Origin of the sequence: Mesorhizobium sp. INR15, from assembly GCF_015500075.1 — a bacterium.
Lineage (GTDB): Bacteria > Pseudomonadota > Alphaproteobacteria > Rhizobiales > Rhizobiaceae > Mesorhizobium.
In genome coordinates this window covers 5,114,588-5,141,279 of sequence record NZ_CP045496.1, presented here as the reverse complement: position 1 = coordinate 5,141,279, position 26,692 = coordinate 5,114,588, and the positions used below count along the sequence as shown (strand labels likewise).

At 62.2% G+C, this 26,692-nt stretch carries 22 protein-coding genes, 1 tRNA gene and 1 pseudogene; 11 read left to right on the top strand and 13 right to left on the bottom strand.

Features of this window, described 5'->3' with window-relative positions; all coding sequences use genetic code 11:
• The first annotated feature begins 12 nt into the window (after window positions 1-12).
• The 3 genes from GA829_RS25130 to GA829_RS25120 all read left to right on the top strand — a co-directional run bounded on the left by GA829_RS25130 (window position 13) and on the right by GA829_RS25120 (window position 2,769).
• The gene (locus tag GA829_RS25130) at window positions 13-1,122 is read left to right on the top strand and encodes an ABC transporter substrate-binding protein (protein WP_195175281.1); all 1,110 of its coding nucleotides are present in this window, start codon (window positions 13-15) and stop codon (window positions 1,120-1,122) included.
• Between the two features lie 68 nt (window positions 1,123-1,190).
• Entirely contained in the window at window positions 1,191-1,970 is a 780-nt protein-coding gene (locus tag GA829_RS25125) for an ABC transporter permease (protein ID WP_258051900.1), read from the top strand.
• A gap of 13 nt (window positions 1,971-1,983) precedes the next feature.
• On the top strand, window positions 1,984-2,769 hold the full coding sequence (locus GA829_RS25120; RefSeq protein ID WP_195175279.1) for an ABC transporter permease: 786 nt from the start codon (window positions 1,984-1,986) through the stop codon (window positions 2,767-2,769).
• 26 nt (window positions 2,770-2,795) lie between these two features.
• Here GA829_RS25120 and GA829_RS25115 read toward each other — a convergent pair whose 3' ends face one another.
• The 3 genes from GA829_RS25115 to GA829_RS25105 are packed head-to-tail and all read right to left on the bottom strand — an operon-like array spanning window position 2,796 to window position 5,840.
• On the bottom strand, window positions 2,796-3,734 hold the full coding sequence (locus tag GA829_RS25115) for a helix-turn-helix domain-containing protein (RefSeq protein ID WP_195175278.1): 939 nt from the start codon (window positions 3,732-3,734) through the stop codon (window positions 2,796-2,798).
• A 7-nt stretch (window positions 3,735-3,741) separates the two neighbouring features.
• The gene (locus GA829_RS25110) at window positions 3,742-4,815 is read right to left on the bottom strand and encodes an agmatine deiminase family protein (RefSeq protein ID WP_195175277.1); all 1,074 of its coding nucleotides are present in this window, start codon (window positions 4,813-4,815) and stop codon (window positions 3,742-3,744) included.
• Entirely contained in the window at window positions 4,812-5,840 is a 1,029-nt protein-coding gene (locus GA829_RS25105; RefSeq protein ID WP_210337695.1) for an agmatine deiminase family protein, read from the bottom strand. The genes GA829_RS25110 and GA829_RS25105 overlap by 4 nt, the downstream gene beginning before the upstream one ends.
• Before the next feature lie 119 nt (window positions 5,841-5,959).
• Here GA829_RS25105 and GA829_RS25100 point away from each other — a divergent pair, with 119 nt between their 5' ends.
• Entirely contained in the window at window positions 5,960-6,877 is a 918-nt protein-coding gene (locus GA829_RS25100; protein WP_195175276.1) for a LysR substrate-binding domain-containing protein, read from the top strand.
• A gap of 5 nt (window positions 6,878-6,882) precedes the next feature.
• Here the strand turns inward: GA829_RS25100 and GA829_RS25095 are convergent, their stop codons facing one another.
• Both GA829_RS25095 and GA829_RS25090 read right to left on the bottom strand, forming a co-directional pair.
• Complete coding sequence (locus GA829_RS25095; RefSeq protein ID WP_195175275.1) at window positions 6,883-7,953, bottom strand: ABC transporter ATP-binding protein; 1,071 nt, start codon at window positions 7,951-7,953, stop codon at window positions 6,883-6,885.
• Window positions 7,950-8,939 carry an ABC transporter ATP-binding protein gene (locus GA829_RS25090; RefSeq protein WP_195175274.1) on the bottom strand — a complete coding sequence of 330 codons (990 nt, stop codon included), beginning with the start codon at window positions 8,937-8,939 and terminating at the stop codon, window positions 7,950-7,952. The genes GA829_RS25095 and GA829_RS25090 overlap by 4 nt, the downstream gene beginning before the upstream one ends.
• A 221-nt stretch (window positions 8,940-9,160) precedes the next feature.
• Here GA829_RS25090 and GA829_RS25085 point away from each other — a divergent pair, with 221 nt between their 5' ends.
• From GA829_RS25085 to GA829_RS25075, 3 genes are read left to right on the top strand one after another with little or no spacing between them, the layout of a single operon-like run.
• The gene (locus tag GA829_RS25085) at window positions 9,161-10,825 is read left to right on the top strand and encodes an ABC transporter substrate-binding protein (RefSeq protein ID WP_195175273.1); all 1,665 of its coding nucleotides are present in this window, start codon (window positions 9,161-9,163) and stop codon (window positions 10,823-10,825) included.
• 15 nt (window positions 10,826-10,840) lie between these two features.
• Complete coding sequence (locus GA829_RS25080) at window positions 10,841-11,848, top strand: ABC transporter permease (protein WP_210337693.1); 1,008 nt, start codon at window positions 10,841-10,843, stop codon at window positions 11,846-11,848.
• Window positions 11,845-12,777, top strand: coding sequence for an ABC transporter permease (locus GA829_RS25075; RefSeq protein ID WP_210337692.1), 933 nt, complete (start codon window positions 11,845-11,847; stop codon window positions 12,775-12,777). The genes GA829_RS25080 and GA829_RS25075 overlap by 4 nt, the downstream gene beginning before the upstream one ends.
• Before the next feature lie 103 nt (window positions 12,778-12,880).
• On the opposite strand, the gene aguB is transcribed toward GA829_RS25075, so the two are convergent.
• From aguB to GA829_RS25055, 4 genes are all read right to left on the bottom strand, one after another.
• On the bottom strand, window positions 12,881-13,762 hold the full coding sequence (gene aguB, locus GA829_RS25070) for an N-carbamoylputrescine amidase (RefSeq protein WP_195175271.1): 882 nt from the start codon (window positions 13,760-13,762) through the stop codon (window positions 12,881-12,883).
• Between the two features lie 16 nt (window positions 13,763-13,778).
• A complete protein-coding gene (locus GA829_RS25065) occupies window positions 13,779-15,149 on the bottom strand; it encodes an aminotransferase (RefSeq protein WP_195175270.1) in 1,371 nt (456 codons plus the stop codon).
• A 219-nt stretch (window positions 15,150-15,368) separates the two neighbouring features.
• Complete coding sequence (locus GA829_RS25060) at window positions 15,369-17,072, bottom strand: amidohydrolase (protein ID WP_195175269.1); 1,704 nt, start codon at window positions 17,070-17,072, stop codon at window positions 15,369-15,371.
• Between the two features lie 97 nt (window positions 17,073-17,169).
• Window positions 17,170-18,114, bottom strand: coding sequence for a LysR substrate-binding domain-containing protein (locus tag GA829_RS25055; RefSeq protein WP_195175268.1), 945 nt, complete (start codon window positions 18,112-18,114; stop codon window positions 17,170-17,172).
• A gap of 197 nt (window positions 18,115-18,311) precedes the next feature.
• Here GA829_RS25055 and GA829_RS25050 point away from each other — a divergent pair, with 197 nt between their 5' ends.
• Window positions 18,312-19,763 carry an NAD-dependent succinate-semialdehyde dehydrogenase gene (locus GA829_RS25050; protein ID WP_195179800.1) on the top strand — a complete coding sequence of 484 codons (1,452 nt, stop codon included), beginning with the start codon at window positions 18,312-18,314 and terminating at the stop codon, window positions 19,761-19,763.
• Between the two features lie 8 nt (window positions 19,764-19,771).
• The gene (locus tag GA829_RS25045; protein ID WP_195175267.1) at window positions 19,772-21,001 is read left to right on the top strand and encodes a Zn-dependent hydrolase; all 1,230 of its coding nucleotides are present in this window, start codon (window positions 19,772-19,774) and stop codon (window positions 20,999-21,001) included.
• Window positions 21,002-21,142: 141 nt separating this feature from the next.
• Here GA829_RS25045 and GA829_RS25040 read toward each other — a convergent pair whose 3' ends face one another.
• The 4 genes from GA829_RS25040 to GA829_RS25025 form a co-directional block, all read right to left on the bottom strand.
• Entirely contained in the window at window positions 21,143-21,775 is a 633-nt protein-coding gene (locus tag GA829_RS25040) for a hypothetical protein (RefSeq protein ID WP_195175266.1), read from the bottom strand.
• Between the two features lie 217 nt (window positions 21,776-21,992).
• Entirely contained in the window at window positions 21,993-22,685 is a 693-nt protein-coding gene (locus GA829_RS25035) for a hypothetical protein (protein WP_195175265.1), read from the bottom strand.
• A 169-nt stretch (window positions 22,686-22,854) separates the two neighbouring features.
• Window positions 22,855-22,928, bottom strand: a tRNA-Gln gene (locus GA829_RS25030).
• 122 nt (window positions 22,929-23,050) lie between these two features.
• The gene (locus GA829_RS25025) at window positions 23,051-23,983 is read right to left on the bottom strand and encodes a lysylphosphatidylglycerol synthase domain-containing protein (protein ID WP_195175264.1); all 933 of its coding nucleotides are present in this window, start codon (window positions 23,981-23,983) and stop codon (window positions 23,051-23,053) included.
• A 429-nt stretch (window positions 23,984-24,412) separates the two neighbouring features.
• On the opposite strand from GA829_RS25025, the gene GA829_RS25020 reads away from it, so the two are divergent.
• Both GA829_RS25020 and GA829_RS25015 read left to right on the top strand, forming a co-directional pair.
• Window positions 24,413-25,777 carry a Ppx/GppA phosphatase family protein gene (locus GA829_RS25020; RefSeq protein WP_195175263.1) on the top strand — a complete coding sequence of 455 codons (1,365 nt, stop codon included), beginning with the start codon at window positions 24,413-24,415 and terminating at the stop codon, window positions 25,775-25,777.
• Window positions 25,778-25,815: 38 nt separating this feature from the next.
• Window positions 25,816-26,569: pseudogene (locus tag GA829_RS25015) on the top strand (RlmE family RNA methyltransferase).
• Window positions 26,570-26,692: the final 123 nt, after the last annotated feature.

The following is a 26,692-nucleotide window of genomic DNA, read 5'->3' as shown; positions in this document are numbered from 1 at the left end:
AATGGGTGGAACATGGAAAATCACTTCAAGCAGGATTGCCTGATCGTTCTCAAGGAAAAGCTGGCGGACGGTACGATCGACCGCCGAACGTTCCTGACCGGACTGGTGGCTCTCGGAGCCTTCTCTGTCGCCGGCGGCCATATGGCCAAGGCGGCCGGCGGCGACCTCGTCGTCACCAACTGGGGCGGCGATGCCGTGCCCGCCTTCAAATCCGCTTTTACCGATGGCTTCTCGCAGAGCGCCGGTCTGGCCGTAAAGATCGATGGCTCGGGATCGACCAAGGGTGCGATGAAGGCGCAGTTCGACAGCGGTGCGGTGCACTGGGATATCTGCGATGCCGACCCGGGCGCGACCAAATCGCTGGGGCAGGCCGGCATGGTCGAGAAGATCGACTATGCCGTGGTTGATAAGGCCAAGGTCGAAGACGGCTTCGCTTACGAATACAGCATCGCGAATTACTTCTTCAGCTATGTCATCGCCTATGACGCCAGCAAATTCGCCGGCGACCCGCCAAAATCCTGGGCCGATTTCTGGGATGTGAAGAAGTACCCCGGCAAGCGCACGATGTACAAATGGATGGCCGGCAGTCTGGAAGCCGCTTTGATGGCCGATGGCGTGCCGATGGACAAGCTCTATCCGCTCGACATGGACCGTGCCTTCGCCAAGCTTGAAGAGCTCAAGCCCCACATCGTTAGCTATTGGGACTCGGGCGCCGAGAGCCAGCAATTGCTGCGCGACGGCGAGGCCTCGATGGGGCTGGTCTGGCACACGCGCGCCAATCTCGTCGAGACCGACACCAATGGCGCCGTCTCCTGGACCTACGCGCAAGGCATCATGGCGCCCTCGGGCTGGGCGGTGATCAAGGGCAATCCGGCTGGCAAGGAAGCGGCCATGAAGTTCATTGCCTGGTGCCAGGACCCGGCGCGGCAGGTCGTCCTGCTCGAAACGCTCGGCAGCGGGCCGGCCAACCCGGCGGCACACGCATCGGTTCCAGCCAAGTTGAAGCGGCTCGACTGCAGCGCACCGGAAAACCGCGCCCTGCAGGTCGCCATGGATATGGACTGGTATGCCGTCAACTCGGACAAGGCGTTGGACAGGTACCTCGCCATGGTAGGCGGCTGAAAATGGCGGGAGCGTCGCGAACAGGAAATGATAGCCTCGGCATCCAGGCCTTGTTGTGGACGCTCCCCGTGCTTTTGCTCGCGCTCTATGTCGTGCCGTTCGCCGGTGTCGTCAGCTGGAGCGTGACGCAGCCTGAGATCGGATTTGCCCAGTACTGGCGGATCCTGTCCGGCGGCGACATGACCAACGTGTTTTTGCGCACCTTGCGTATCGCCGTCATCTCGACGACGATCACTGTGCTGGTCGGTTATTGCCTGAGCTACTATTGGGTGATGGGCTCGCGCCTGCGGCAGACCATCTTGGAGGTCTGCATCTTCATCCCGTTCTGGATTTCGGTACTGGTGCGCGCCTTCGGTTGGCTGATCATTCTGCGTGACAATGGTATGGCCAACAGCTTCCTGATGGCCGCGCATGTGATCACCGAACCGCTTGGCACCGGACGAAACGAGTTCGCCGTGATCGTCGGCATGGTGCATTTCATGGTGCCGTTCTCGGTGTTCCCGATGGCGACCGTGATGCGTAAGATCGACCGTAGGATCCTGCTAGCGGCGCATGGGCTGGGGGCCGATCCGGCCACCGTGTTCCGGAAGATTTTTCTGCCCTTGTCCATGCCTGGCGTTTTCGCGGCTTTCGTCATGGTGCTTGTGTTCTCGGTCGGCTTCTTCGTCACGCCTGCCATTCTGGGCGGCGGGCGCGTCGTCATGGTTGCCGAGGCTGTCTTCGTGCAGATGTTCCAGACAACAAACTGGGGTCTGGGAGCCGCGATGAGCGTTGTCTTGCTGCTGCTGATCGGAGCCATTGTTGGCTTGGCCTACAGGCTCCTAGGCGTCAGAAGCTTCGTTGGATGAAGGGGAGGGCTTGATGTTCGGACGTTCCAGGCTTGGCGGCGCATTGGCCTATCTCGCCGCGGCTTTCCTGCTGCTGCCGCTGGTCGCGGTCATCCCGGTTTCGTTTACCGCCAAGCGCTTCCTGTCGCTGCCCGATGGCGAATGGTCATTGCGCCACTACCGCGCGCTCTTTGAAGACGGCGCGTGGCTTTCGAGCATCGGCACGAGCTTCACCATCGCGCTGGTTTCGAGCATCCTGGCAACGGCGCTGGCAACCAGCTTCGGCCTGGGGCTGTGGCTGCGCCGACCGCGGGCCGGCGCGCTCTTCGTTGGGTTTGCATTGCTGCCGATGGTGGTTCCGCCGGTCACCTCGGCCATCATCCTCTATTTCCTGCTGGCCAGGCTTGGCTTGCTGGACACGATCGCGGGTCTCGTGATCGGCCATGCCATCATGACGCTGCCATTCGCCGTCATTGCCATGCTGAGCGCCTTCGCCAAGCTCGATCGAAGCCTGGAGATGGCGGCGCGAAATCTCGGCGCTTCGACAACACAGAGCATCTTCCTCGTTGTGCTGCCCAATCTGAGAACCGGCATCCTGTCCGCCTGGTTCCTGGCTTTCATCCTGTCCTGGGAAGAGAGCTCGGTGACGCTGTTCACCAGCGGTGTGCAAGTCATCACGCTGCCGAAGCTTATCTGGGACAATCTGCGCCTGAACGTCGATCCCGTCATTGCCGCCATCTCGGTGGTGATGGTGGTCGTCACCACTGTGGTGATCATCACGCGTGCACTGGCCAGGCACCGGCTCTCGACACCGCAATAGCGCGTCCTGTTCGCGGATCGCGCATTTCATTTCGTTGGCGTGGAGAAATCCTCGAGATAGACCAGCGGATCATCCTGGCCGTCGGGCGGCATGCAGGACAGCGCCCGCAGGAAGATAGAAAACAGTTCGCCTTGCGATGCAATCCGCATCTTGGCGTAGATGCGCTTGCGATGAACCTTGACCGTCTCCGGGCTGTTGCCGAGAACCCGGGCCGTCGATTTGCTGGAATGGCCCTTGAGGATCAGGCGCACGATCTCGCTCTCGCGATTGCTGAGCACTGACGTTCCGAACATTTCGAACGCCTTCTCCAGGTGATTGTCACGGCGTGGCAGGCCGTTCTGCGATGTCGGCGCCAGACGCGGCCAATTCTGCCGGCACAGGTTGGCGATCACGTCGACTAGCGCTCCCAATGTTGCCTTCGCACGTGCCGAGCAATGAATTCGCTCGTCACGGGAGCCGAGTGAAATCAGAACGCTGGCATCGGCGCCGAAACTGACAAGCACACCCAACTCGTCGCTGAGGCCGGTGTCGGCGTAGAACATCCGATAATAGTCCGAGGAACGGAAATCGTCGGGGGCGCAATCATTGAGCCCGACCACGCGGTCGCCCGCCAGCTGGCTGCTCAATTCATAGAAGGGATCGAGCAGATAAGCGAAGCCGAGATAAGGAATGACGGTTCGCCGGTCCTGTTCCTCGTTTAGGTCACTGTAGATCGGCAGCGGCTTGTGGCCGGCGAAAAACGCGCACATGAAAGCGCTGTCGAAATGCGTCACGTGCAGGCATAGCCGCGCGATTGCCGCGGGGAATTCGCTCGACCCGACTGCCGCGATCGCGTCGGCGATCAGGCGCAGGACCTCCTGGTCGACCAGAGCCGCCGTGCCAAGCAGGCCGCCGATGGAGAGGTCCGCGGGCTGCTCGAGCCTGCGGCTTTCCCCTTCGAGCACGAGCGACTGGAAGACGGTCATCGCGCGCTCACGCTGGCTGTTGCTGGGTGATGCAGTGAATGCCGCCGCCTCCGGGACAGATGTCGAGAATGTCGACCGGCACTATCCTGCGGCCGGGAAAACCTTTCTCGAAAACCCGTCGCGCCGGTTCGTCCGTCTTGGTGTTGAAGCACGGAACAACGACACCGCCATTCGCGATATAGGCGTTGACGTAGGAAAGTGCTGTGTGATCGTTGTCGGCCTCGACCATGTAGGCCTCGTCGACCAAGCCGATCTCGATCTCGTTGCCGTCGGCATCGGTCTGGCCGCGCAGCGCACGCAGGTTTTCCTGGCAGACCTTGTGGCGGGGATTTGCCGCGTCCGGGTTGTTCTCGAAGATGACCTTGCCCGGCGCGCAATAGGTCAGCATGCCGTCGATATGGCCGTCGGTGATCCATTCCGCGTCGTCGCCGGGCAACCAGATGACCTTGCGGGCACCCAGGCTGTGAAACAACTCCGTCTCCACATCCTGGCGCGACATGCCGGCGTTGCGATTGGCGTTGAGAAGGCAGGTTTCGGTGGTGATCGCCGTGCCTTTGCCGTCGACATGAATGCCGCCGCCCTCACCGCACAACGGTGAGACGTAGACCGGCATCGACAGCCGGCGGGCGAGCGCTTCGCCGACTCTGGCGTCGTCGTCATAGTCGGGGAATTTGCCGCCCCAACTGTTGAAGACCAGCCTGGACGCGACGATCCGGTTGTCCGGGTCCTTCACGAACAGCGGGCCGGTGTCGCGAAACCAGATATCGTCCTGGGGAAGTGCCACGACATCGATCGTGCGGGGCAGGGCCCTGCGTGCATCGGCGGCAACATCCGGATGCGCCACGACCTTGACCGGTTCGAACTGGCGGATCGCGCTCGCGACACGGACGAAGGTCCGTTGTACGGCGGGCATTGATCTGCCCCACACCTCCGGGTGATCGTCATGCGGCCAGGCCATCCAGCAGCAGGCGTGTTCGGCCGTTTCGATCGGCATGACGAAGCCGAGTTCACCCGGTGTCTTGCCCATGCCGAACAATGCATCGAGCCCTGCCAGGGCTCTGGCATTCGCGCTCGCGGTCATGCCGCCGGCTCCTGCTGCGTGATGCAATGGATGCCGCCGCCGCCAACGGCGATGTTGGCGATCGGGACCTGGCGCACGGTGCGGCCTGGGAACAGCGCCTCAAACGTCTCGCGCACCAGATCGTCGCTACGAATGCCATAGCGAGGCATGATCACGCCGCCATTGACCAGGTAGGAATTGACATAGGACCGGCAGAACCGGTCGCCGACAGACTCGGCCTCAAGCGCCTCCGGAATGGTGACGAGCTTGATGCGCCGTCCCTTGGCATCGGTCTGGCCTTCGAGCGCCTTTATGTTGGCCAGGTTGATGTCATGCCACGGTGAAGACGCGTCTCCGGCGCCCTCGACCAGCACGACGCCTGGCGCGACGAAGGTGGCGATGCCGTCGACATGGCCGTCGGTTTCCGTTTCCTCCGCGTTGCCCGGCAGCCAGATCACCTTGTCACCGCCAAGCATTTCCTTCAGCTCGCGCTCGATCTCGTCACGCGACCAGTCAGGGTTGCGGTTGCTGTTGGGAAAGCAGGTTTCGGTGGTGAGGATGGTGCCTTCGCCATCGACCGACACGCCACCGCCTTCGGCAATCAGGCGCGAGTCAAAGGTCTTGGCATTTGCCTGTGCCAACACATAGCTCGCGAAGGCGTCGTCCTTGTCATGTGGCTGATATTTGCCACCCCAGGCATTGAACCTGAAGTTCACACCGGCCCGAGCGCCTAGATCGTTCACAACAAAGCAGGGGCCGGCGTCGCGGGCCCAGGAATCGTCGATGGGTGTGATCGCCAGCTCAATGTCTCCGCCGAGCATCGAACGGGCCTCGGCCGCATCCTGTGGCCGCACGGCCATCGTCACCGGCTCGAACTCGCGAATGGCATGGGCGACGCCGACATAGTCGCGCTTGGTGGCGGCGATATCGTCCCAGAATCCGGCCCGGGTCGGCCACATCATCCAGCTGCGCTCATGATGCTCCCATTCCGCCGGCATCCGGAACCCGGACTGTTTCGGTGTAACCATGTCTTCGGCATGTCGCATCATTGACCTCAGGATTAAAATTGCTCATCAATAGATGTCGCTGCGGCGATCATCTTGAGCTGGATGTGAGGGTATGAGCCTGATCATGCGGCCGCAAACGCGAATCCTTCAGGTATTCGATGAAAAATCCTCATGCGAACCCGTATCGAAACCTGCCGCCGATGGCGGCCATGGCGGGGTTCGAGGCCGCGGCGCGGCTGTCCAGCTTCTCACTGGCGGCGCAGGAGCTGAACATGACCCAATCGGCGGTCAGCCATCAGGTGCGGGCACTGGAAGAGCATCTAGGGCAGCCGCTGTTCATGCGCCTCAACCGGCGTGTCGAACTCACCGATGCCGGGCGGGATTTCCACGGCACCGTGGCCGCTAGCCTGGAAACGCTCCGCCTGGGTGTTCGCAGGCTGGGCTTCTACACCAAGCCCGGATCTGTCGTGTTGGCGATGCCGCCATCCTTCGCTTCCGGCTGGTACATGCCACGGCTGGCCCAACTTCAGGCCGACCACCCCGACATGGAGCCGTGGCTGGTGACGACGGTGGAGGAAATCGACCTGACGGAATCCGAAGTCGACATCATGGTCACCCATGGACGCGGCAATTGGGATGGGATGGTCTCGGTCACCCTGTTCACCGACACTGTCTGGCCGATGTGCTCACCGTCGTTGCGGGACAGGATGCCGGCGGCTCCGGATGCGCGGACATTCCTCGATTTTCCCATGTTGCACGACGAGACCGAGGACGACTGGCAGAGATGGTTTCTGGCTGAAGGGATGGATGGTGGCGAGCTCGTCAACGGCCTGAACTTTTCCGATTCCGGGGTCATGCTCGATGCCGCCGCACGCGGCTTCGGCGTCTGCCTTGGCAGCGTCAATCTCGCGTCCGAGCGGCTGGCGCGTGGCGAACTGGTTCTGGTCGGCGACAGGGGGATGGCGTCGACAAAACCCTTCATGCTGGTCGCCCATCCACGCAACCTTCGGCATCCAGTGGTGATTGGGCTTTGGGACTGGCTGGTCGCCGAGGCCGATCGCGATATGTCGAAGTGAGGCGATCAGGCGCTGGCCGGCCTATAGGCGACCGCGTCGGGATAGGTGCAGCGCACAGCGTGGTCGTGCGCTGCATTGTCCAGCGTTGGCATCGTCTCGCGGCAATTCTCCGGCCGGCCCAACTGGTTGTAAAGCCAGCATCGCGTGTGGAAGGCGCAGCCTGACGGGACATGGGCGTGGCTTGGAATGTCGCCTTCGAGCTGGATTGGCTTTGCCGCCGGCGCGCCGTCTTCAAGGCGATGGATGCGTGGTGCGGCGGACAGCAAGGCGGCCGTATAGGGATGGCGTGGCCGGGCGATGATCTCCTCTGTTGGCCCGACCTCGACGACACGGCCAAGATACATCACCGCGATGCGGTCGCAGAGATGGCGCACCACCGACAGGTCATGCGAGATGAACAGCATCGCCATCCCCGTTTCGCGCTGCAGGTCCCGCAACAGGTTGAGGATTTGCGCCTGGATCGAAACATCAAGCGCGCTGACCGGCTCATCGGCGATGATCAGTTCAGGCTCGTTAGCGATGGCGCGCGCGATCGCGACGCGCTGACGCTGCCCGCCGCTGAGATGCAACGGGTAGAGACTGGCATGCGAGCGGTCGAGGCCGACCCTCTGCAAAAGTTCGAAGACACGCTGCCGCCGTTTGGACCTTTCGACGGTTCCCTGGATGCGCAGCGGCTCCTCCAGCGAACGGCCGATCGTCTGGCGCGGATGCAGCGATGAATAGGGGTCCTGGAACACCATCTGCAGGTGTCGCAGATAGGGCTTGCGCGCGGGTGGTGACAACGATGCGATGTCGTCGCCACGGAAGGCGATCTTGCCTGCACTGCTGTGCGTCAAACCCATGATGGCGCGGCCGAGCGTCGTCTTGCCGCTGCCAGATTCGCCGATCAGTCCCAGTGTCTCGCCCCTGCGCAAAGTCAGATCGACGCTGTCGAGTGCACGAAACGTCGCCGCCTTGGAGAAAAGCTTGCGGGGTGCGGAGCTTTTGAAATCGACACACAGTCCGTCAACGTCCAGAAGCGGCGGCTCCGTCACGGCCGTTGCGTGGGCGCCACGCACGAAAGCGATGCTGTTCAAAGCAAGCCCCTCCTGGAGTTGGAGGTCAAGACGTGGCAGGCGGCGCGATGCGTGCCGCCGTCCAGCAGTGCAAGGTCCGGCTGGATGGCTGAGCAGATTTCCGTTGCCTGCGGACAGCGAAGTCTGAAGGCGCAGCCGGATGGCCTCTGCCTGATGTTGGGCGGCGAGCCTGGGATGGGCACAAGCTCCCCCACTTTTTCGTCAAGCGACGGATGGGCCTTAAGCAAGGCGCGCGTGTAGGGATGAGCCGGGCGCTCCAGCACGGTTCTGGTGTCGCCGCTTTCGACGACGCGGCCGGCGTAGAGAACGATCAGGCTTTCGGTCATTTCCGAAACCACGCCGAAATCATGGGTGATCAGCAGCAGCGACATTCCCATCTCCGCCGTCAGCTCCTTCAGCAGCCGCAGGATTTGTGCCTGGATCGTCAGGTCGAGCGCGGTGGTCGGTTCGTCGGCGATGATCAGTTGCGGGCGCAGTGCGATCGCCATTGCGATCAGGATGCGCTGGCGCTGGCCGCCGCTCAGCTGATGCGGGTAGCGTCGCTTCGTCGTGGGCGGATCCGGCATGCCGACGCGGCGCAGTGCATCCATGACCTGCTGGTCTATCTCCTGGCCGGAGAGCCGGCTGTGCGTGCGAATGCATTCGGCGATCTGGTCACCGACGCGCATCACCGGATTGAGGCTGCTCGCCGGATCCTGGAAGATCATCGCGATCTTGGAGCCCTGCACCGAGCGCAGTTCGCTGTTGCTCATCTCCAGAAGATCGCGCCCCTGGAAGCGGATATCGCCTGACGTCTCGATCTGCCTGTTCTGGCGTAGAAGCCCCATGATCGACAGGGCGGCTGTGCTCTTGCCAGAGCCGCTTTCGCCAACGATGCCAAGCGATTGGCCACGATCAAGCGAAAGCGTCAAACCTTCAATGATCGGCGCCGCCGCGCCGGTGTTGCGCAGGCCGACCGACAGATTTTGGACATCGAGCAAATTCAACGAACGGCTTCCTCCCGGTCCTGGTTCGCATCGCTCCGAGGGCTGGTCTGGAGCCGTCTTGGGGCAATGACGGTCCAACGTTCGTACACTTCAGCAAGCCCGGTAAGTGACCCTTTCGGGGTATCGACATCGCGCCGTATTCCCAAAACTATGGGAGCGGGAACAAACGGCGCCTCGAATGCGGCGCTTCATCAAAACAACGATATCAGGAGCTCGTGACCATGACCGGGGACGACAGCAAGCGAAGCCATGCCGTCAATCAAGCCTGGCATCAGGCCTTGACCAGAAGGCATTTCCTGGCCGGCACGGCGGCAGTTGGCGCAGCCGCGATCGGACGAATTCCGATGTCATACGCGGCGGCATCGGACCTGCCGATCGGCAACCGCGATCCCAAGACACTTGTTGTCGCTGTTGACGCGACGGTGGAAAATCTCGATCCGGCAACCAATGTCGAATGGGCCTATGGCCTAAGGCCGGTCTACGAGACACTGACGGTGCTGGATGGTGCTGAAGTCCTCAAGGTGCGGCCGTCGCTGGCGAAGTCGGTCACGTCCTCCGACGACAAGATGATGTGGACCTTCGAAATTCCGCAAGGCGTCAAGTTCCAGGACGGTACGGTCTGTGATGCGACGGCGGTCAAGGCCGCCGTCAAGCGCACCATAACGCATCCGAGCGGCCTGGGCGTGGCATGGCAGATCGACGACCCGGACAAGCAGATCGTGGCCAAGGATGCGGCGACGCTTGAATTCCACTTCACCGAAGCACGGCCCTTCTTCGACCTCGAAGTGTCCTCGCAATATGGGTTCTGGATCGCCAGCCCGACCGCCGCCGAGAAGAACTCCAAGGGCGCGAACGACATGGGCTCGGAGTATCTCCAGTCGCATCCGGTCGGGTGTGGGCCCTACAAGATGGAATCTTTCAATCCCGGCCAGGACATCACCTATGCCCGGTTCGATGAATTCCATGGTGGCTGGGACCACCCGCATTTCGAACGCATCATCACCAAGACAATTCCTGTCTCGGCGACCCGGCGCCAGCTGCTTGAAGCCGGCGAGGTGGACATCGCCTTGCGGATGGAGCCGCAGGACACGGTGGAGTTGAAGAAAGATCCGCGTTTCGTCGTCCAGGACACGTCGACCGCGACCATTCAATATGTCGTGTTCGCCACCGACGGCAAGCTGGCCGACAAGCGGGTGCGCCAGGCGATCTGCCACGCCTTCGACCATGATTCCTATTTGCGTGAAGTCACGCTTGGCACCGCCGACAAGCCGCGCTCAGTCTTTCCCGCGCAGATGCAGGGCCTGGACGACACGTCTTATCTTTTGCCCTTCGATCTCGACAAAGCCAAGGCACTGCTCGCCGAGGCCAACTTCCCCAGTGGCAGCGAGCTGACGATCACCTACTACACCGGCTTTGGCGACACCGAGTGCCAGCTGTTGCAGGGCTGGCTGAGCCAGCTTGGCATCACGTTGCGCCTTCAGGAAAAATCCTTCAGCGCTTTCCTCGACGACTTTTTCGGCGACGCTCCGGCGGACCAGCGCGCCGACCTTTTCTACTTCTCCTGGTGGCCGAACGTCGACCATCCCTACAGCTATGCGTGGAGCCTGTTCAGCGGCGAGACAAAGGCCGCCAACGGCAATGCCGGCCGCTACGCCAATGACGAAGTGACCAAGCTGATCGACGACCTCCGTCAGAAGAAGATCGACGCGGACCAGGCGGATAAGGTGAAAAAGCTGGCGCGGATCCTGACGGCGGACAATCCCGCCTGGCTGCCGATCCAGCAGGAGCGCATGCAGTTCGTGGCGCGGCGCGACATCAAGGGGATGGTCAACAATCCGATCTATGTCGCCACGCTCGACATGTACAACCTGTCACGCTCGGCGTGACGGGGAACCGGATCGGTGCAGAGTTTCATTCTCCGGCGTCTCGTTTCCACACTGTTCCTGCTTGCTGGCGTTCTGGTGATGACCTTCGCGCTGGCGCGGATCCTGCCCGGTGACCCGGCCCGGCTCATTGCCGGGGCTAGGGCAGGGCCGGAGGCGGTGGCCGCCGTTCGCGCGCAACTTGGGCTGGACCTGCCGCTTGTCCAGCAATTTGTCCACTACGTCTCGGGCATCCTGCACGGCGATTTCGGCCGCTCGATCATCACCCGGCGGCCGATCTCCCAGGACATCCTGACGTTCTTTCCCGCCACCTGCGAACTGGTGATCCTGGCCTCGTTCATCAGCCTCATCGGCGGTGTTGCGCTAGGTGCGGCCGCCGCCGTCAATTCTTCGGGCAAGACGGATGCCGCCGTGCGCGTCATCTCCGTTTTCGGCCTGTCCGTGCCTGACTTCTGGATGGCGCTGATCTGCCAGTTGCTGTTCTTCTCCGTTCTTGGCGTTCTGCCCTTCGGCGGACGTCTGGCGACCGGCATTGCCATGCCGCCTTACGTCACCGGCTTCCTCAGCATCGACAGCCTGCTGGCTTGGCGTCTGGATCTGTTTGCCGATGCACTGCGGCATATGATCCTGCCGATCATCGTGCTCGCCATTCCATCAATGGCCGTCATCATCCGCGTCGTGCGAACCACGATGCTGGACGTTCTCTCAGCCGACTACATCCGCACCGCCAGGGCGAAAGGCATTGCACCCCTGAAGGTTTATCTGCGCCATGCTCTCGCCAACAGCCTCCTGCCGATCGTCACCGTCTTCGGTCTCAACATGGGGCTGCTGATATCGGGGGCGGTGCTGGTCGAACTGATCTTCAACCTGCCTGGCCTCGGCCGCTACACCGCGGATGCCATCTCCGGGTCCGACTACAATGCGATCATGGCGATCACGCTTGTGGTGTCCGCAGCCTACATCGTCATCAACCTCGCCGTCGACCTTAGCTATGTGTTCCTCGATCCCCGGGTTGAGCTGAAATGACCATCATGACAAACACTGATCTCGCTCCCGGTTTCGAACGCTCCCGCTCCATCGGGAAGGTGCTCAATTCCGTCATCGCGTTCACAAGATCCTCGCCGCAGAGCATGGTCGCGGTCGCCATCGTCTCCGTGGTGGCACTGACGTCGATCCTGTCATTTGCCGCGCATGTGTTTGGCTTCAGCCTCACCACATACGATCCGATCAAGATGAACATCATCGCGTCACTGAAGCCGCCGACATTCGACCACTGGATGGGCACCGACAAGATCGGCCGCGACACGCTTGCCCGCGTGGTCGGCGGCGCCTGGATCACTATGTCCGTCTCCTTCGCGGTGCTGGCCGTCGCGGCTGTCATCGGCACCGGCGTCGGCATTGTCGCCGGGTTCTTCGGCGGCCTCGTCGACGAGATATTGATGCGGGTGACGGATCTCTTTCTGGCTTTTCCCGCCCTGATCCTCGCGGCTGCCATTGCAGCGACCTTCGGCGGTGGCATGGGGCCGACAACGGTCGCCTTGGCCGCGGTTTTCTGGCCTTGGTATGCGCGGGTGATCCGCAGCCGGGTTCTCTCGCTCAAGGAGCAGGAGTTCGTCTCGGCCGCACGCGCGCTCGGCGCCTCGCGGACCTATCTCCTGGTCGTCACGCTGCTGCCGATGGTCTGGCCGTTGGTGTTGGTGCAGCTGACCAGTGACGTCGGCTTCGTCATGCTTGCCTCGTCGGGCCTTTCCTTCCTTGGCCTCGGCGCGCAGCCGCCGGCGCCGGAATGGGGCGCCATGATTTTCGACTCGCTGGCGCAGCAGCCGCGCGCCTGGTGGCTGGGCGTCTTTCCGGGTGCGGCAATCGCCACCGTGGCGATCGGCTTCAACCTCCTCGGCGACAGTTTGCGCGATTATCTCGACCCCTCGCTCGGCGCAAGCGAGGCGGGCATCTAGGAATGAGTGCGGCTCCCCGGAGCCAGACATCTGGTTCAAACAGAAAGGGCGTGACCGCCGCGCGGTCACGCCCTTTCTGTTTGGATAAATGGTTGCCGGGGGATCAGCCAGCGAAGACCGTACGGCCATCCAAGGTGCGCAAGGCGCCGTACATTTCTGGCCGACGGTCGCGAAAGACCCCCCAGGCCTCACGATAGCACTCGATTTCGTCGAGATCGAAGGAGGCCAGCAGATAGGTCTCGTCGGTCCGGTTGGCGTCCGCCACAATGGCGCCGGTGTGATCGGCAATGAACGACGTCCCGTAGAAAGTCGTGCCCGTTGTGCCCTCGGTCTCGCTGCCAACCCGGTTGGAGGCGACGACAGGGATGATGTTGGCGGCCGCATGGCCTTGCATCGTGCGCCGCCAATGGCCGCTGGAATCGAGACCCGGATTTGCCCTCTCGGCGCCGATCGCGGTCGGAAACATCAAGACCTGCGCTCCGAGCAAAGACAGCGATCTGGCGGTCTCGGGGAACCACTGGTCCCAGCAGATGCCGCAACCGAGCCGGCCATACTGGGTCTGTACAACCTTGAAACCAGTGTCGCCGGGCGAGAAGTAGAATTTTTCTTCGTAGCCCGGAGCCTGCGGAATGTGGGTCTTGCGATAATTGGCCAGGATGCTGCCGTCGGCATCGATGACAGCCAGTGAATTGTAGTGCGCCGCACCCGCCTTTTCGAAATAGGAGATTGGCAGGACGACCTTGAGCCTGGCGGCCATGCTTCGAAAATGCGCCACGGCGCGGTCGTTCTCCTGCGCTCGCGCCAGGGCGTAGTGCTCGCTCTTTTGCTCGATGCAGAAATAGGGCGTCTGGAACAATTCCTGCAGGAGAATGATCTGCGCGCCGTCTTCAGCGGCAAGCTGCACCAGTTCCTCGGCCTTCTCTATGTTTTCATCCAGATTCCAGCTGCAGGCCATCTGCGTGGCCGCCACGGTCAATTTTCTCATGATACGCTCCCTGATGTCAGCGGCTGGCGACAAATTCGAGAATGCTGTCGTTGATCGCAGAAACGATCGTGTCGCATTGCTCTTTGTCGATGATGATGGGTGGCGAAACGACGATGCGGCTGCCGATGGGCCGCACCATGACGCCGCGCTTGAGGCATGACCGGGCGATCTTGTCGGCGGCTTTCTCCGCTGCCGGCAGCGGCGCCTTGCTGCGCTTATCGGCGACGAGGTCGATGCCCAGCATCAGATGGCTGCCGCGGACGTCGCCAACGATCGGCAGGTTGATGAGATTTGCCGCTGTCGCTTGCAGATGCGCGCCGACGCTGCGGGCGTTGCCGAGCAGATTTTCACGCTCGATGATTTCGATATTCTTCAGCGCCGCCGCGCAGGCGACGGGATGGCCGAAATAGGTCAGGCCCATCGAGAAAACGCCGCCGTCGCATTGCGGGCGGCTGATCACCTCATGGATTTCCGACGAGATCAGCGTCGCTCCCAAAGGGATGTAGCCCGAGGTGATGCCCTTGGCGCAGACCAGGATATCCGGGCTGTGGCCGAACAGTTTCTCCGAAGCGAACCACTCGCCGAGCCGCCCGAACGCGGTAACGACCTCGTCGGCGATGTAGAGCATTCCGTAGCGTTTGCAGACCTCGTACATCCGCCGGTGATAGCCCTCGGGCGCCACCAGCACCCCGCCGGCGCCCATGATCGGTTCGGCGATGAAAGCGGCGACATTGTCCGGGCCGAACTGCTGGATGCGGTCTTCGAATTCCTTGACCAGGAAATCGCAGTAACCGTCCTCGCTCATCTCATCCGGCCTCGAATAGAGGTCGGCTGCGGATACGTGATGGATGAAATCCTCGCCGATCCTGTCGAAGCCGATCTTGGTGCCGTGGATGCCGGTAAGGCTGGCGGCGACATAGGTCGCGCCGTGATAGCCGTTCAGCCGCGAGATGATCTTCTTCTTGCGGTGCAGGCCCTTCATGCTGAAATAGTAGTGGACGAGACGTACGGCGGCATCGTTCGCCGTCGAGCCGCCGCAGCTGAAATAGACATGGCTTAGATCGCCCGGAGAATTCTCGGCAAGCCAATGCGCGAGCTTGGCAGCGGGCACGTTCGAACTGTGGCCGAACGGGTTGTAATAGTCCATGTCCAGAACCTGGCGCGAGATCGCCTCGGCCATGTCCTCGCGCCCGTGACCGATGTTGACGCACCAGAGACCGGCGATGCCATCGAGAATGCGGTGGCCGTCGGTATCCGTGACATACATGCCCTTGGCCTTCTCGATGATCTGGCTGCCTTCGGCGGCGAAGCTCGAGAAGTCGGAATAGGGATGGAGCACATGCGCGCGGTCCATCTCCCAGGCGCTTGCACTTCTAGGAACGGTCATTTTGATGCCTCGTCTGAACGGAAGGCATGCCCCGCCATTCAGCCGGCGCCATTGCTTTTCCGAATTGCCCTATGGGCTCGGCCAGCCGAAACCCAACAGGACTCTGTCGAAAGCAATACCGTCCGCAAATCACCTTTAAGGGTTACGCGCTGGCCCGGTGCGACATGAACGTGTGCGGCGCCGCTTGGCCGACCGCGGCCAAATGCCCGACCGTCGAGCCTATTTCTCGAACAGGTGGTCGGCGTCGTATACCGGCTTGCCTTGCAGCAGCGTCGCCACAACCTTGGCGTTGCCGATCGCCTTGACCGGAAGCTGCAGGATATCGCGGTCGATCACCACCAGATCGGCGAATTTTCCCACCTCGAGTGAACCCGTCGTCGCGCCTTGATGCAGCAGCCGCGCCGGGTTGATGGTCATCCACTCGATGGCGGTCGCAACGTCAGGAGCGCCGTTGGTCTTGCGCATCGCGGCGGTCTGAATCTTGATCAGCGGCGACAGTTCATCGGCGTCGAAATCACTGCTCATCACCACGGCCGCGCCCATTGAGGCGAGGGTTCCCGCCGGCATCATCGTATCGGCGCGGTCGCCGATGAACTGCCGGATGAAACGCACATATTCGGGATCGACCGAGCTGGGCGCGAGCTGGAAGTCGGCGACCACGCCCAACTGCTTGAAGCGCGGCAGGTCGGTCTTGTCGACCAGATAGAGATGCGTCAGGCGGTGCGGCCCTGGAGCCGGGTCGGATTGCGCGATTGCATCGAGCGCCAGCCGTGCGCCACGGTCACCGGTGACATGGTAATGCAGCTGGAAGCCGGCCTGCGACAGCGCCTTCGAATAGCGGTTCAGCGTATCGACGTCGAAATAGAGAAAGCCCCGGTCAAAGCCGTGGTCGATACCGGCGCCTTTTTCATAGGGCTCGAGCACGGCTCCGGTACGCTGCTCCAGAATGCCGTCGACATAAATCTTGGCCTGGTTGAAGCGCAGCAAGCTGCTGGCATCGTTCGAATAGAGCTTGGTCAGAGCCGCCATCTGTTCGTCGAAAGGCATGTCCGGATAGACGTAGAGCGCATTCGAAGCCCGCACGGTCAGCGTGTTGTTCGCCAGGGCCTTTTCCCAGACCTTGACGTGACCTTGCGGCCAGAAGCCACCGGCATCACTGACCGTGGTGATGCCGTTCTCGGCCATGGTCTTCAGCGTCGGAAGCATGCTCTCATAGGCGAATTCGACGTTTTCCGGCGTGTCGGGAAAGGCAAGGTTGCGCAGCTTCTGTTGTGCGTTCTCCAGGACGACGCCGTTCGGCTTGCCGGTTTTCGGGTTGCGCAAAATGATGCCGCCGGGCGGATTGCCGCTCAGCACGTCATAGCCGGCGGCATGCATCGCGGCCGAATTGGCCCAGGCGCCATGCCCGATATCATCAAGGATCAGCACCGGCCGATCCGGAGAAATCTCATCCAGGAGGGCAATCGGGTTGTCGTCCTCATCAAGCAGGTTGGTCATGCTGACGCCGGAGCCAAGCACCCAGTCCGTCTTGCTGCTCTTCAGGCAGTCTTCAACCGTGCCGAGCGTGTCGGCGAGTTTGCCGAACGGCTCGAACTCGCAGAGAATCTGGTTCACGCCGGCCTCGATCAGGTGCATATGCGCATCCTGAAATCCCGGCAGCACCATCTTGCCACCGAGATCGATGATTTCGGCGTCCTTGCCGGCGGCGTTCAACGCGTCCTTCTCGGTTCCGACCGCCAGGATGACGCCCTTGTCGTCGATGGCGATTGCCTCGGCTGACGGCGCCTTTGGGTTCACGGTGTGGATCTTGGCGTTGGTCAGCACCATCGGCTTGGCGAGAGCAACCGGCATCATCGCGATGGTGCTGGCGAGAAAAGCGGCAAGCGCGGCCTTAAGACCTGCATGGGGTGGAACGCCAGACATTCGCTTCCTCCGGAACACCCGATGAAGGTACGCGGTTTCGGATGATTGTCCAATGCATCCAACGGCCTGCGCGGCATCGTGCCACTGCTGGCGGAAGCTACCTGGAAGCTGTCGCCGATTCCGTCCGCGTCAATTCAAGAGCCAGCCAGTCGTGCAGTTTGCGGATCATCTGATCCCTGCGGCGCGAAGGCGCGGCGATGAAGTAATAGGCGCCGAGCCGGATGTCAGTGGCGAATAGCTCAACCAGCCGGCCCTCCGCCATCTCGTCCGCCGCCGTCAGCCGCGTCGCCAGCGCCACGCCTTGCCCACCGAGCGCGGCGTCGAAGCCAAGGCTGGCATCCCACAGGCGAGGGCCATGCAACGCGTTGCCATGATCGACCCCGGCGGCACGAAACCAGTCGAGCCATTGCTGGCGGTTCTCTTCGTGGATCAGCGGTACGCGCGTCAACTCGGCCACATTGGCCGGCGCGCCAGGCTTTGACAGCCAGTCCCGGTTGGCTACGGGAAACATCCTTGGATGGACAAGCGGGCTTGCCCCAATCGGAAGATCGTCCAGGTTGCCGAAGCCGATCATGACATCGGCCTCGCCAACCGAGAAGTCAGGCAAGCGATCGATCGCCCGAAGGATGATCTCGGTTCCTTTCAGCACGTCCTGCATTTGCGGCAATCTCGGGCCAAGCCAGCGGGTCGCCAGGCCAGGCATGCACCACAGTCGCAGCGTGCGCCTGTGCGAGGGCGGGCGAAGCTCCGCCGCCGTTGCCGCGATGAGTTCGAAGGCCTTCGATACGGAGGCATGAAGCAACTCTCCCTCGCGCGTCAGGCGCAGGCCGCGAGGGGTTGACGTCACAAGCTTCACCGCCATCCAGAGTTCCAGGTTTTTCACATGACGGCTGATGACGGAATGACTGACGCCAAGGTCTTCCGCGGCCTTTCGCATCGAGCCCATGCGGCCGGCAGCCTCGAAGGCGCGAACCATCACCAGCGGCGGCATCCCCTGGCGCTTGTCGCTCGCGGCGGTGTCTCTCCTTTTGTCGGCAATCACCTGTTGTCCTTCCACGCCAAGTGGTGCTCACGATGCACCGCTGCGCATAAATCAATCGCGCACTGCTTGCAAAGGATTGCCGCTATCGTCCGGCTGAATTTGTGGAGCATGCCATGATCGATAACCATACCTTGCCAGCCCGCCGAAACGGCGTCTCCGGGAACTCGATGTTCGCTTCGTCTTCGGGCGGGGCCGGCATGCGTCCGCTTGACGACGCCTCACTTCTCAAGGCGCAGGCCTTCATCGATGGCGCGTTCGTCGGCGCTGGCGAGACGCCGGTCACCGATCCTGCAACGGGCGCGGTGATTGCCCGCGTCCCCGATCTGGGAGCTGCGGAAGCGACAGCAGCCGTCGATGCGGCATCGCGCGCATTCCGGCCGTGGTCGGCAAAACCGGCCAAGGAGCGCTCGGCCATACTCAGGCGCTGGTTCGATCTGATCAACGCCGCGCGCAAGGACCTTGCCACCATTCTGACCAGCGAGCAGGGCAAGCCCTATGCGGAGGCGCTCGGCGAGATCGACTATGCCGCATCCTATGTCGAATTCTACGCCGAAGAGGCCAAGCGCGTAGCCGGCGAGATCCTGCCGTCGCACCGCGCCGACGCGCGCATTCTCGTGCAGCGCCAGCCGATCGGCGTCATCGCCGCCATCACGCCGTGGAACTTCCCGGCCGCCATGATCACGCGAAAGATCGCGCCGGCCTTGGCCGCCGGCTGCACCGTTGTCGTCAAGCCTGCGCCTGAAACACCGTTGACGGCACTGGCGCTCGCCGAACTGGCGCGCCGCGCCGGTTTTCCCGACGGAACGGTCAACGTCGTCACCGGCAATGCCGTGGCCATCGGCGGCGTGCTGACATCGCATCCCGCCGTGCGGCTGGTCGGCTTCACCGGTTCCACACCGGTCGGCAAGCTTCTGATGCAGCAGGCGGCGACCACGGTGAAGCGCGTTGCCTTGGAACTGGGCGGCAACGCACCGTTCATCGTCTTTGATGACGCTGACATCGATGCCGCCGTCGAAGGCGCGATCAATTCGAAGTTCAGGAATACCGGCCAGACCTGCGTATGCACCAACCGCATCTATGTCCAGTCGGCGATCCACGATACCTTTGTCGAGAAACTGACGGCGCGCGTGGCTGACCTGCGCGTTGGCTGCGGCTTTGACGACGGCGTGCTGCAGGGTCCGCTGATCTCCGAGCGGGCGGTTTCCAAGGTCGAGGCGCATCTCAGCGATGCCTTGTCGAAAGGTGCCCGGATCACCACCGGTGGCCGGCGCCATGCTTTGGGTGGGACTTTCTTCGAGCCGACCGTCCTGACCGGGGCGTCGTCCGACATGCTTCTGGCGAAGGAGGAGACGTTCGGGCCACTGGCCCCGGTGTTCCGGTTCGAGACCGAGGACGAGGTCATTTCGGCAGCGAACGCCACCGAGACCGGGCTTGCCGCGTATTTCTATACGCGCGACGCGGCGCGTGTCTTCCGCGTGATGGAGCGGCTTGAATGCGGGATGATCGGCATCAACACCGGTCTCATCTCCACCGAATTGGCGCCATTCGGCGGCGTCAAGGAAAGCGGCAATTCCCGTGAGGGGTCGCATCACGGCATCCTCGAGTTCACCGAACTCAAATATGCCTGCCTCGGCGGCATCGGCGCATAGGCGAAGCGATGCGGAACCTGAGCGTGAATGGCGACCGCCTGTGGCGGAGCCTGATGGAAACGGCTGCCATCGGCGGCACGCCAAAGGGCGGTATCAAGAGGCTGACGCTGACCGAGGAGGATCGCGCGGTGCGCGATTGGCTGGCTCGGGAATGCCGAACGCTGAATTGCGCCATGATCGTCGATGAAGTCGGCAACATGTTCTTCACGCGGCCCGGCACCGATCCCGCCCTCAAGCCGATCGCAATCGGCAGTCACCTCGACACGCAACCTACCGGTGGAAAGTTCGATGGCATCCTTGGCGTGCTGGCCGGCCTTGAGATTCTGCGGACGCTGAACGAAAGCCGCTATACGACGCGGCATCCGCTGATGCTGGTCAACTGGACGAATGAAGAGGGCGCGCGCTTCAGCCCGGCCATGCTCGGCTCCGGCGTTCATGCCGGCGTGTTCGACCGCCGTTATGCCGACACTCGTATCGCACGCGACGGGCAGGCCTTGGGCGATGCGCTGGAGGCGATCGGCTATCGCGGCGACGCTGCCGCCGGTTCGACGAAGATGGCCGCCATGCTCGAACTCCACATCGAGCAGGGGCCTGTCCTCGAAGCGCAGGGCAAGGACATCGGCATCGTCGAAGGCGTCCAGAGCATGCGATGGTACGATCTGGTCATCGAAGGCGTCGAGGCCCATGCCGGCCCAACCCCGATGCCTTTGCGGAAAGACGCTCTGGTCGCCGCCGCCGAGCTGGTCCTGCTGGTCGAGTGCATCGCGAATTCACATGCTCCCGGTGTCGGAACGGTTGGCTGTCTCGAGGTTCATCCCAATTCGCGAAACGTCGTCCCCGGCCGCGTCGAACTGTCGATCGACCTGCGGCACCCCGAGGATGACCAGCTTGATGTCATGGAAGCCGAACTGCGGCGCGAGATCGGCGCGCGTCTCGGTGATCGGTTCGCCATCGGCCTGACGGAAAACTGGCGCAGCCCTGCGGTCAAATTCGATCCGCGATGCGTCGAGGCGGTCGCGGAAGGCGCCGCCGCCGCCGGATACAGCAGCATCCGGATCCACTCAGGCGCCGGCCACGACTCCGCCTACATCGCCCGCGTCGCCCCTACAGCGATGATCTTCGTGCCATGCCTGGGTGGGCTCAGCCACAATGAGGCGGAATCGGCGACGAAAGAGCAGTGCCTGGCTGGCGCGCAGACCTTGCTGAATGCGGTGCTGCGCCTCGACCACCTTGAGTGAACGAGGGGAACCGGGATTCGAACCAGGACCGACGGAGTCAGAGTCCGTTGAGCTTCCTCGAAAAGTGAGCCTTGTTGCGCATCCATTGCGCAATCCCTTCGGCTCGTTGGCTTCTGCCCTCAAAGGAGATTGCAGCCACCTCTAGTCGATGTCTTCGGGCAGTGCTTCGTCTTGCCAGCCGGCCAGTTCAGGCAGGTCGTCAAGCCAACTTTTCTCAGGAACAGAGGCGTCGCCGGTCGGCGGTGCGGCCTCGGCGGCATTTTGGATCAGCCAGTCCATCCATTTTCGATAGGCAGCCGGATCCATCTGGGGCGGCAGCACTCTGGCCTTGAGCAGCATCCGCTTGCGGAAACTGGTTTGCCTGCGCAGCTTGGTTGTCGTGAATTTGATTGCCTTGCCTTGGTGTTCAACCGTCCAGCGGTCGTCCCCATGGCCGACAAGCCTGTCGATAGAAAAACCGGCGTCAACCGGTCGGTCGCGCCAGGGAAGCACGATGGCATTCTTCCTCAACTCGATGGCCCACCGCCGGTATTCGGCCCCAGCACGCTGGGGCGGCAGCACGCCGGCCTGTTCGAGTATCTTTCGGCGGAAGGTAGGCTGCTTCTTGAGCTGGCCGGTCGTCAGCTCGATTCGATGCCCCCGAAATTCGACATGCCACCGGATCCGTCCATTGCCGACATACTTCACCAGCCTGTCGATGAGGAACTCGCCGTCGGAAAGCGTGACGCAGCCCTGCTGGATATGTTTGAGGATGAATTCGGTGTCAGTGATCATTCGGCGGACTCGTGCAGGAATCGTTCGCGAAGCTTAGCCAGTAGCACCAGCGTCCGCAGATCTTTTCGCTTCGGGAATCTGGCCTGGGTCAAGCAGGCGAAAAGTAATGCGCGGGGTGCGGCTGACGTGCAAAACGAGGGCTTGCGCACCCGACCTGCTTGGGACCTCGATGCGAGCCGGGGCTGACGGAGACCACGTCAATCTGCCGCGGGTCTCGTCACCGACACGGGACTTCAAACGCTCCGGAACTCAACGAATTGGCAAGTCTGTTGGGGGCAGATAATGTCTCACTTTGAGCTTGGTCGAAACGAACTCCGCAAAACTCAGGGAGCCACTTTAAGATTCTTTCAATGGGACCGTCCGTCACTCGCTCATAGGTAACCTCCAGTGCGATGCGCTTGAGGGATATACCGGGTCCGAAAGTCGCCTCAAGATTATGGGGATCGACCTCTTTCACTGACTTGGGGTCGGAAAGATCATCAAAAGTTACCAGTTCCGGGTAATTGACATATGGGACGAAGCCTGTCCCGTGCTTGCTGGCCAGCTCGCTGAAGATTTGAGCACTGGTGGCGCTCGCCTTGAAATGGAAAGAAACCATCGCGCGCTCGGTTTCATGATCGTTGAGTACCGAAAAGAGATATCTGCCGGGCAATACCTCCACGAACGATGACTCTCCCTGAATCGTGCTATGCACGTTGCCGGACGTGATGGGAATCCATTCTGGATCCATGCCTATGCTTGCCGAGATAGTGCTTCCCCCTGCCACAAGTCCGCCGGGAGTATTCACCTCAAGCACGAGTTTTTGATGCCATTCCCAACTTCTGAATCCAAGTAGTCTTGGTCCCAGGAACCAAATAGCGAGAGCCGCTGCGATGACGATAACGATAATCCTGTCGCTACGTCTCGACATCAGCGCTCCTCGACGATCATCGAAGTTGGTTTACAGGCTCTATTCATGAACGAAAACTTGGTCTGCGATCACTCCAATGCTGAACCGAAAGGCGAGCGACCTATGACCGAACGCTGGACTGCCATCGCGCGAGCGAAGGTTGGGCCCAGGACTTTCCCGCGGAAACTTTTGGCTGGGGAACCTGGATTCGAACCAGGACTAACGGAGTCAGAGTCCGTGGGTCTACCGTTAACCTATTCCCCAGCAGGCGTGGTCATGAACCACGCGGGCCGAGCGGGCGAGCCGCTTGAGCGCGCCTTGTAGCCGCCAGCGGAAAATAGTCAAGCCTGCCCAGCGTTTCAATTGTGATGTTTTGGTGCGGCGCTTCAATTGCCGGTGCGGCCGAACTGCGAGCGTTCGAAGAACAGCACCACGCCGAGCCCGAGGAACAGCGGGATGATCAGGTAAAACAGACGGAACACCAGCAGTGCCGCCAGAACGCCGACCGGGTCCATGTCCGACAGGCCGGCGAGGAACACCACCTCGAAGACGCCGAGCCCGCCAGGCGCATGCGAGATCTGCGCGATCGAGAACGACACAAGAAAAACGCCGAGAACGATGAAATAGCCGGGATTGTGGGTTTCGGGCAAGGCGAAGAAGATGATCGCCGCCGCGGCCAAAAGCTCGATCGGGCCGATCAGCAGCTGCCGTGCGACGATCGGCAGGGCAGGGTAGTGCAACTGGAAACTGCCGATCTTCAGCGGCCGCAGGTGCAGCCAGCTGCCAAAGACGTAGGCGGCGACGAGCGCCAGCATCAGAAGGCCGGCGAATTCCGACAGTCCATGATGCGCAATGCCGGAAAACCGGTCGATGATTTCAGGCTCGAACACCAGAACCAGGCCCGAGACGAGAATCGTCGACAGGACGAAGGTGATCCAGCAGATCGCCACCAGGACGCCGACATCCTGCCCGGTCAGCCCTCTGGTGCCGTAGGCACGGTAGCGGATCACCGCACCGGAGAAAACCGAGCCGCCGATGTTGTGCGACAAGGCGTAGGTGGTGAATGAGCACAGCGTAACGAACAGCCAGGATACGCGCTTGCCGATATGCAGCAGCGCGATGTGATCGTAGCCGGCGAGCGAGGCATAAGCGACGACGGAGCCGAGCGCGGCGAATAGCCAGCCCCGGGCGGGGATGGCTGTTATGCCGTCCCAGACATCGTCGAGCGAAATACCGCGCAATTCATGCCAGAGCAGCAGCAGCGAGAAAATCACCGCCGCGATGCCGACAACCGGCCAGAAGTACCGCCTCCAGTTCATTGGCTGACTGCCATGCGTTGCGGCCCGTTCCTTTCTGCTCGCCACGGCTAGGCCGTTCGCGATTCCGGTTCTTTCTTTCATTTCAGAAATGCCTCATCGAAGCCGGCTATTCAACAGCCAAGGCCTTGGCGCCCGCTGCCGGCCACATTTTGTCGCGTCGAAGATGGGAAGCAGGGCGCTAGCAAACAACTGTTCGGCGGCATCGATTTCAACATACGGATCGTCTCCAGTGGGCGTTCCGGTATCAATCCTGGCTTGCAGGGACATTACGTGATGCCCCCACGCGGGCGGTTGTCATGGCCAGCCGGCAAAATTCAGCAAGGGCGCTCTTGGTGATCCGGGCAGGCGCTGCTACTCTGGCGGCAACTTAAAACACTGAAGCGCCTGCAGCGTCCGTCAACGGTTCGCGCGGCGCTGGAAGGAACGACAGTGGAAGACCGCGACACCGGCGCAAGCGCGCCGGAGGTAGGCGCGTCCAGCGCTTCCCCGAGGCCAGCCGGCCCGGGGGCCGCCGGTTGGCAGCAACGCCGCCGGGCGGAGTCCCGCTCCGGAGACGGGCAAGCGGGCGACGCGACGCATCAGAAGGGCAAGGCCAAGAAGCGGCGTAAACGCAGGCGTGGGCGCAAGGTTTTCGCACGCGACGAGGTTCGCGTCGCCTCAACCGGTTCACCCGCGATTGGCATTGAGGCGGCGCCGGCTTCAAGCGGCCAGGCGCAGGGCAAGCCCGATTCGGCCGCTGTTTTGGCCCCGCCATCGCAAGCCAGGCCCGAGCAGAGCTTTCGCCGGCCGCCGATGCAGGAACTGCCGGTGTTCGCGGCGCTTGATCTCGGCACCAACAATTGCCGGCTGCTGGTCGCGGTGCCGACCCGGCATGGCCAGTTCCGCGTCATTGACGCGTTTTCGCGCATCGTCAGGCTGGGCGAGGGGCTCACAGCCAATGGCCGGCTCGGCCAGCCGGCGATGGACCGCGCCGTCGAGGCGCTGAAGATCTGCGGCGACAAATTGCGCAACCGCAAGATCCGCAAGGCCCGGCTGATCGCCACGGAAGCCTGCCGCACCGCCGACAATGGCGTCGAGTTCCTCGAACGCGTCGAGCGCGAGGCCGGCCTGAAGCTCGAGATCATCGATCGCCAGACCGAGGCGCGGCTGGCCGTTTCGGGCTGCGGCTCACTGGTCGAGCGCGACACGCAAGGTGTCGTGCTGTTCGATATCGGCGGCGGTTCCTCGGAAATCGCGCTGATCGACCTCACCGGCCGGCGTTCGCCAAGGCTCGCCAACCATATCGTCTCGTGGACGTCACTGCCGGTTGGTGTTGTCTCCTTGGCCGAGCGTTTTGGCGGCCGCACGGTGACGCGCGAGATTTTTGCCGCCATGGTCGATGATGTCGCGGGACGACTTGCCAATTTCGATGGCCGCGACCGGCTGAGCCATGTGCTCGCCAGCCCGAATTTCCATCTGCTCGGTACTTCTGGCACCGTGACGACGCTGGCCGGCGTCCATCTTGACCTCGATCGCTACGATCGCCGCCGCGTTGACGGGCTGTGGATGGACCGTGACAGTGTCGACCGCATGGTCGAAAGACTGGTCGGCTGGGATTTTCAGCAGCGCTGCGCCAACCCTTGCATCGGCGCCGACCGCGCCGATCTGGTGCTGGCGGGCTGCGCCATACTGGAAGCAATCCGCGCGGTATGGCCCTCGGAGCGGCTGCGTGTCGCCGACCGCGGCCTGCGCGAAGGCATATTGAGCGAATTGATGGCCGATGACGGCGTGTGGCGCAACAATGGGCGTGGGTAGGGCATGATCCCGATCATGTTCAAACAAGAAATCAGGCAATGACCAAGAAACCGGAAAAAACCAGGATCCGCCAGCATTCGCGTGCTGAAGACCCGGATCAAGAAGAAAAGCGGCCTGAAAGAGTCATCGCGCCGCTGGCTACAGCGCCACATCAACGATCCCTATGTCCAGCGCTCCAAGGCTGACGGCTACCGCTCGCGCGCGGCCTACAAGCTGATCGAGATCGACGACAAGCACCATTTGCTGAAACCCGGCATGAAGGTGATCGACCTTGGCGCCGCTCCGGGTGGCTGGTGCCAGGTGGCGGCCGCGCGGACAAAATCGACGGCTGATAAGCCCCACGTCATCGGCATCGATTATCTTGAAATGGATGCCGTACCCGGCGCGCCGGTTCTTTTGATGGACTTTCTCGACCCCGAGGCACCGCAAAAGCTCGCCGAGGCGCTTGGCGGTGACCCGGATATCGTTCTGTCAGATATGGCGGCACCGACCACCGGGCATCGCCGCACCGACCATATCCGCACCATGCATCTGTGCGAGGTTGCGGCCGATTTCGCGCTCTCGGTGCTGAAGCCCGGCGGTCATTTTCTCGCCAAGACCTTTCAGGGCGGAGCGGAAAACGAACTGCTCGCCATGCTGAAGAAGAACTTCCGCTCCGTGCACCACGTCAAGCCGCCGGCGTCTCGCGATGAATCCGTCGAGTTGTACCTGCTGGCGAAGGATTTCAAGGGGCGAGAGGCCGGTCCGCCGTCAGGCGGATCGGAACGTCCAGTGGACGTTTCGAAGGACTAGAGCGCCCGGAGCCAAAGCGAAGGGCCGGAGGACGCAGAGGGCTGATTTCGCTGAACCGCCGGTCCGCCGTCAGGCGGATCGGAACGTCCAGCGGACGTTTCGAAGGACTCGAGCGCCCGGAGC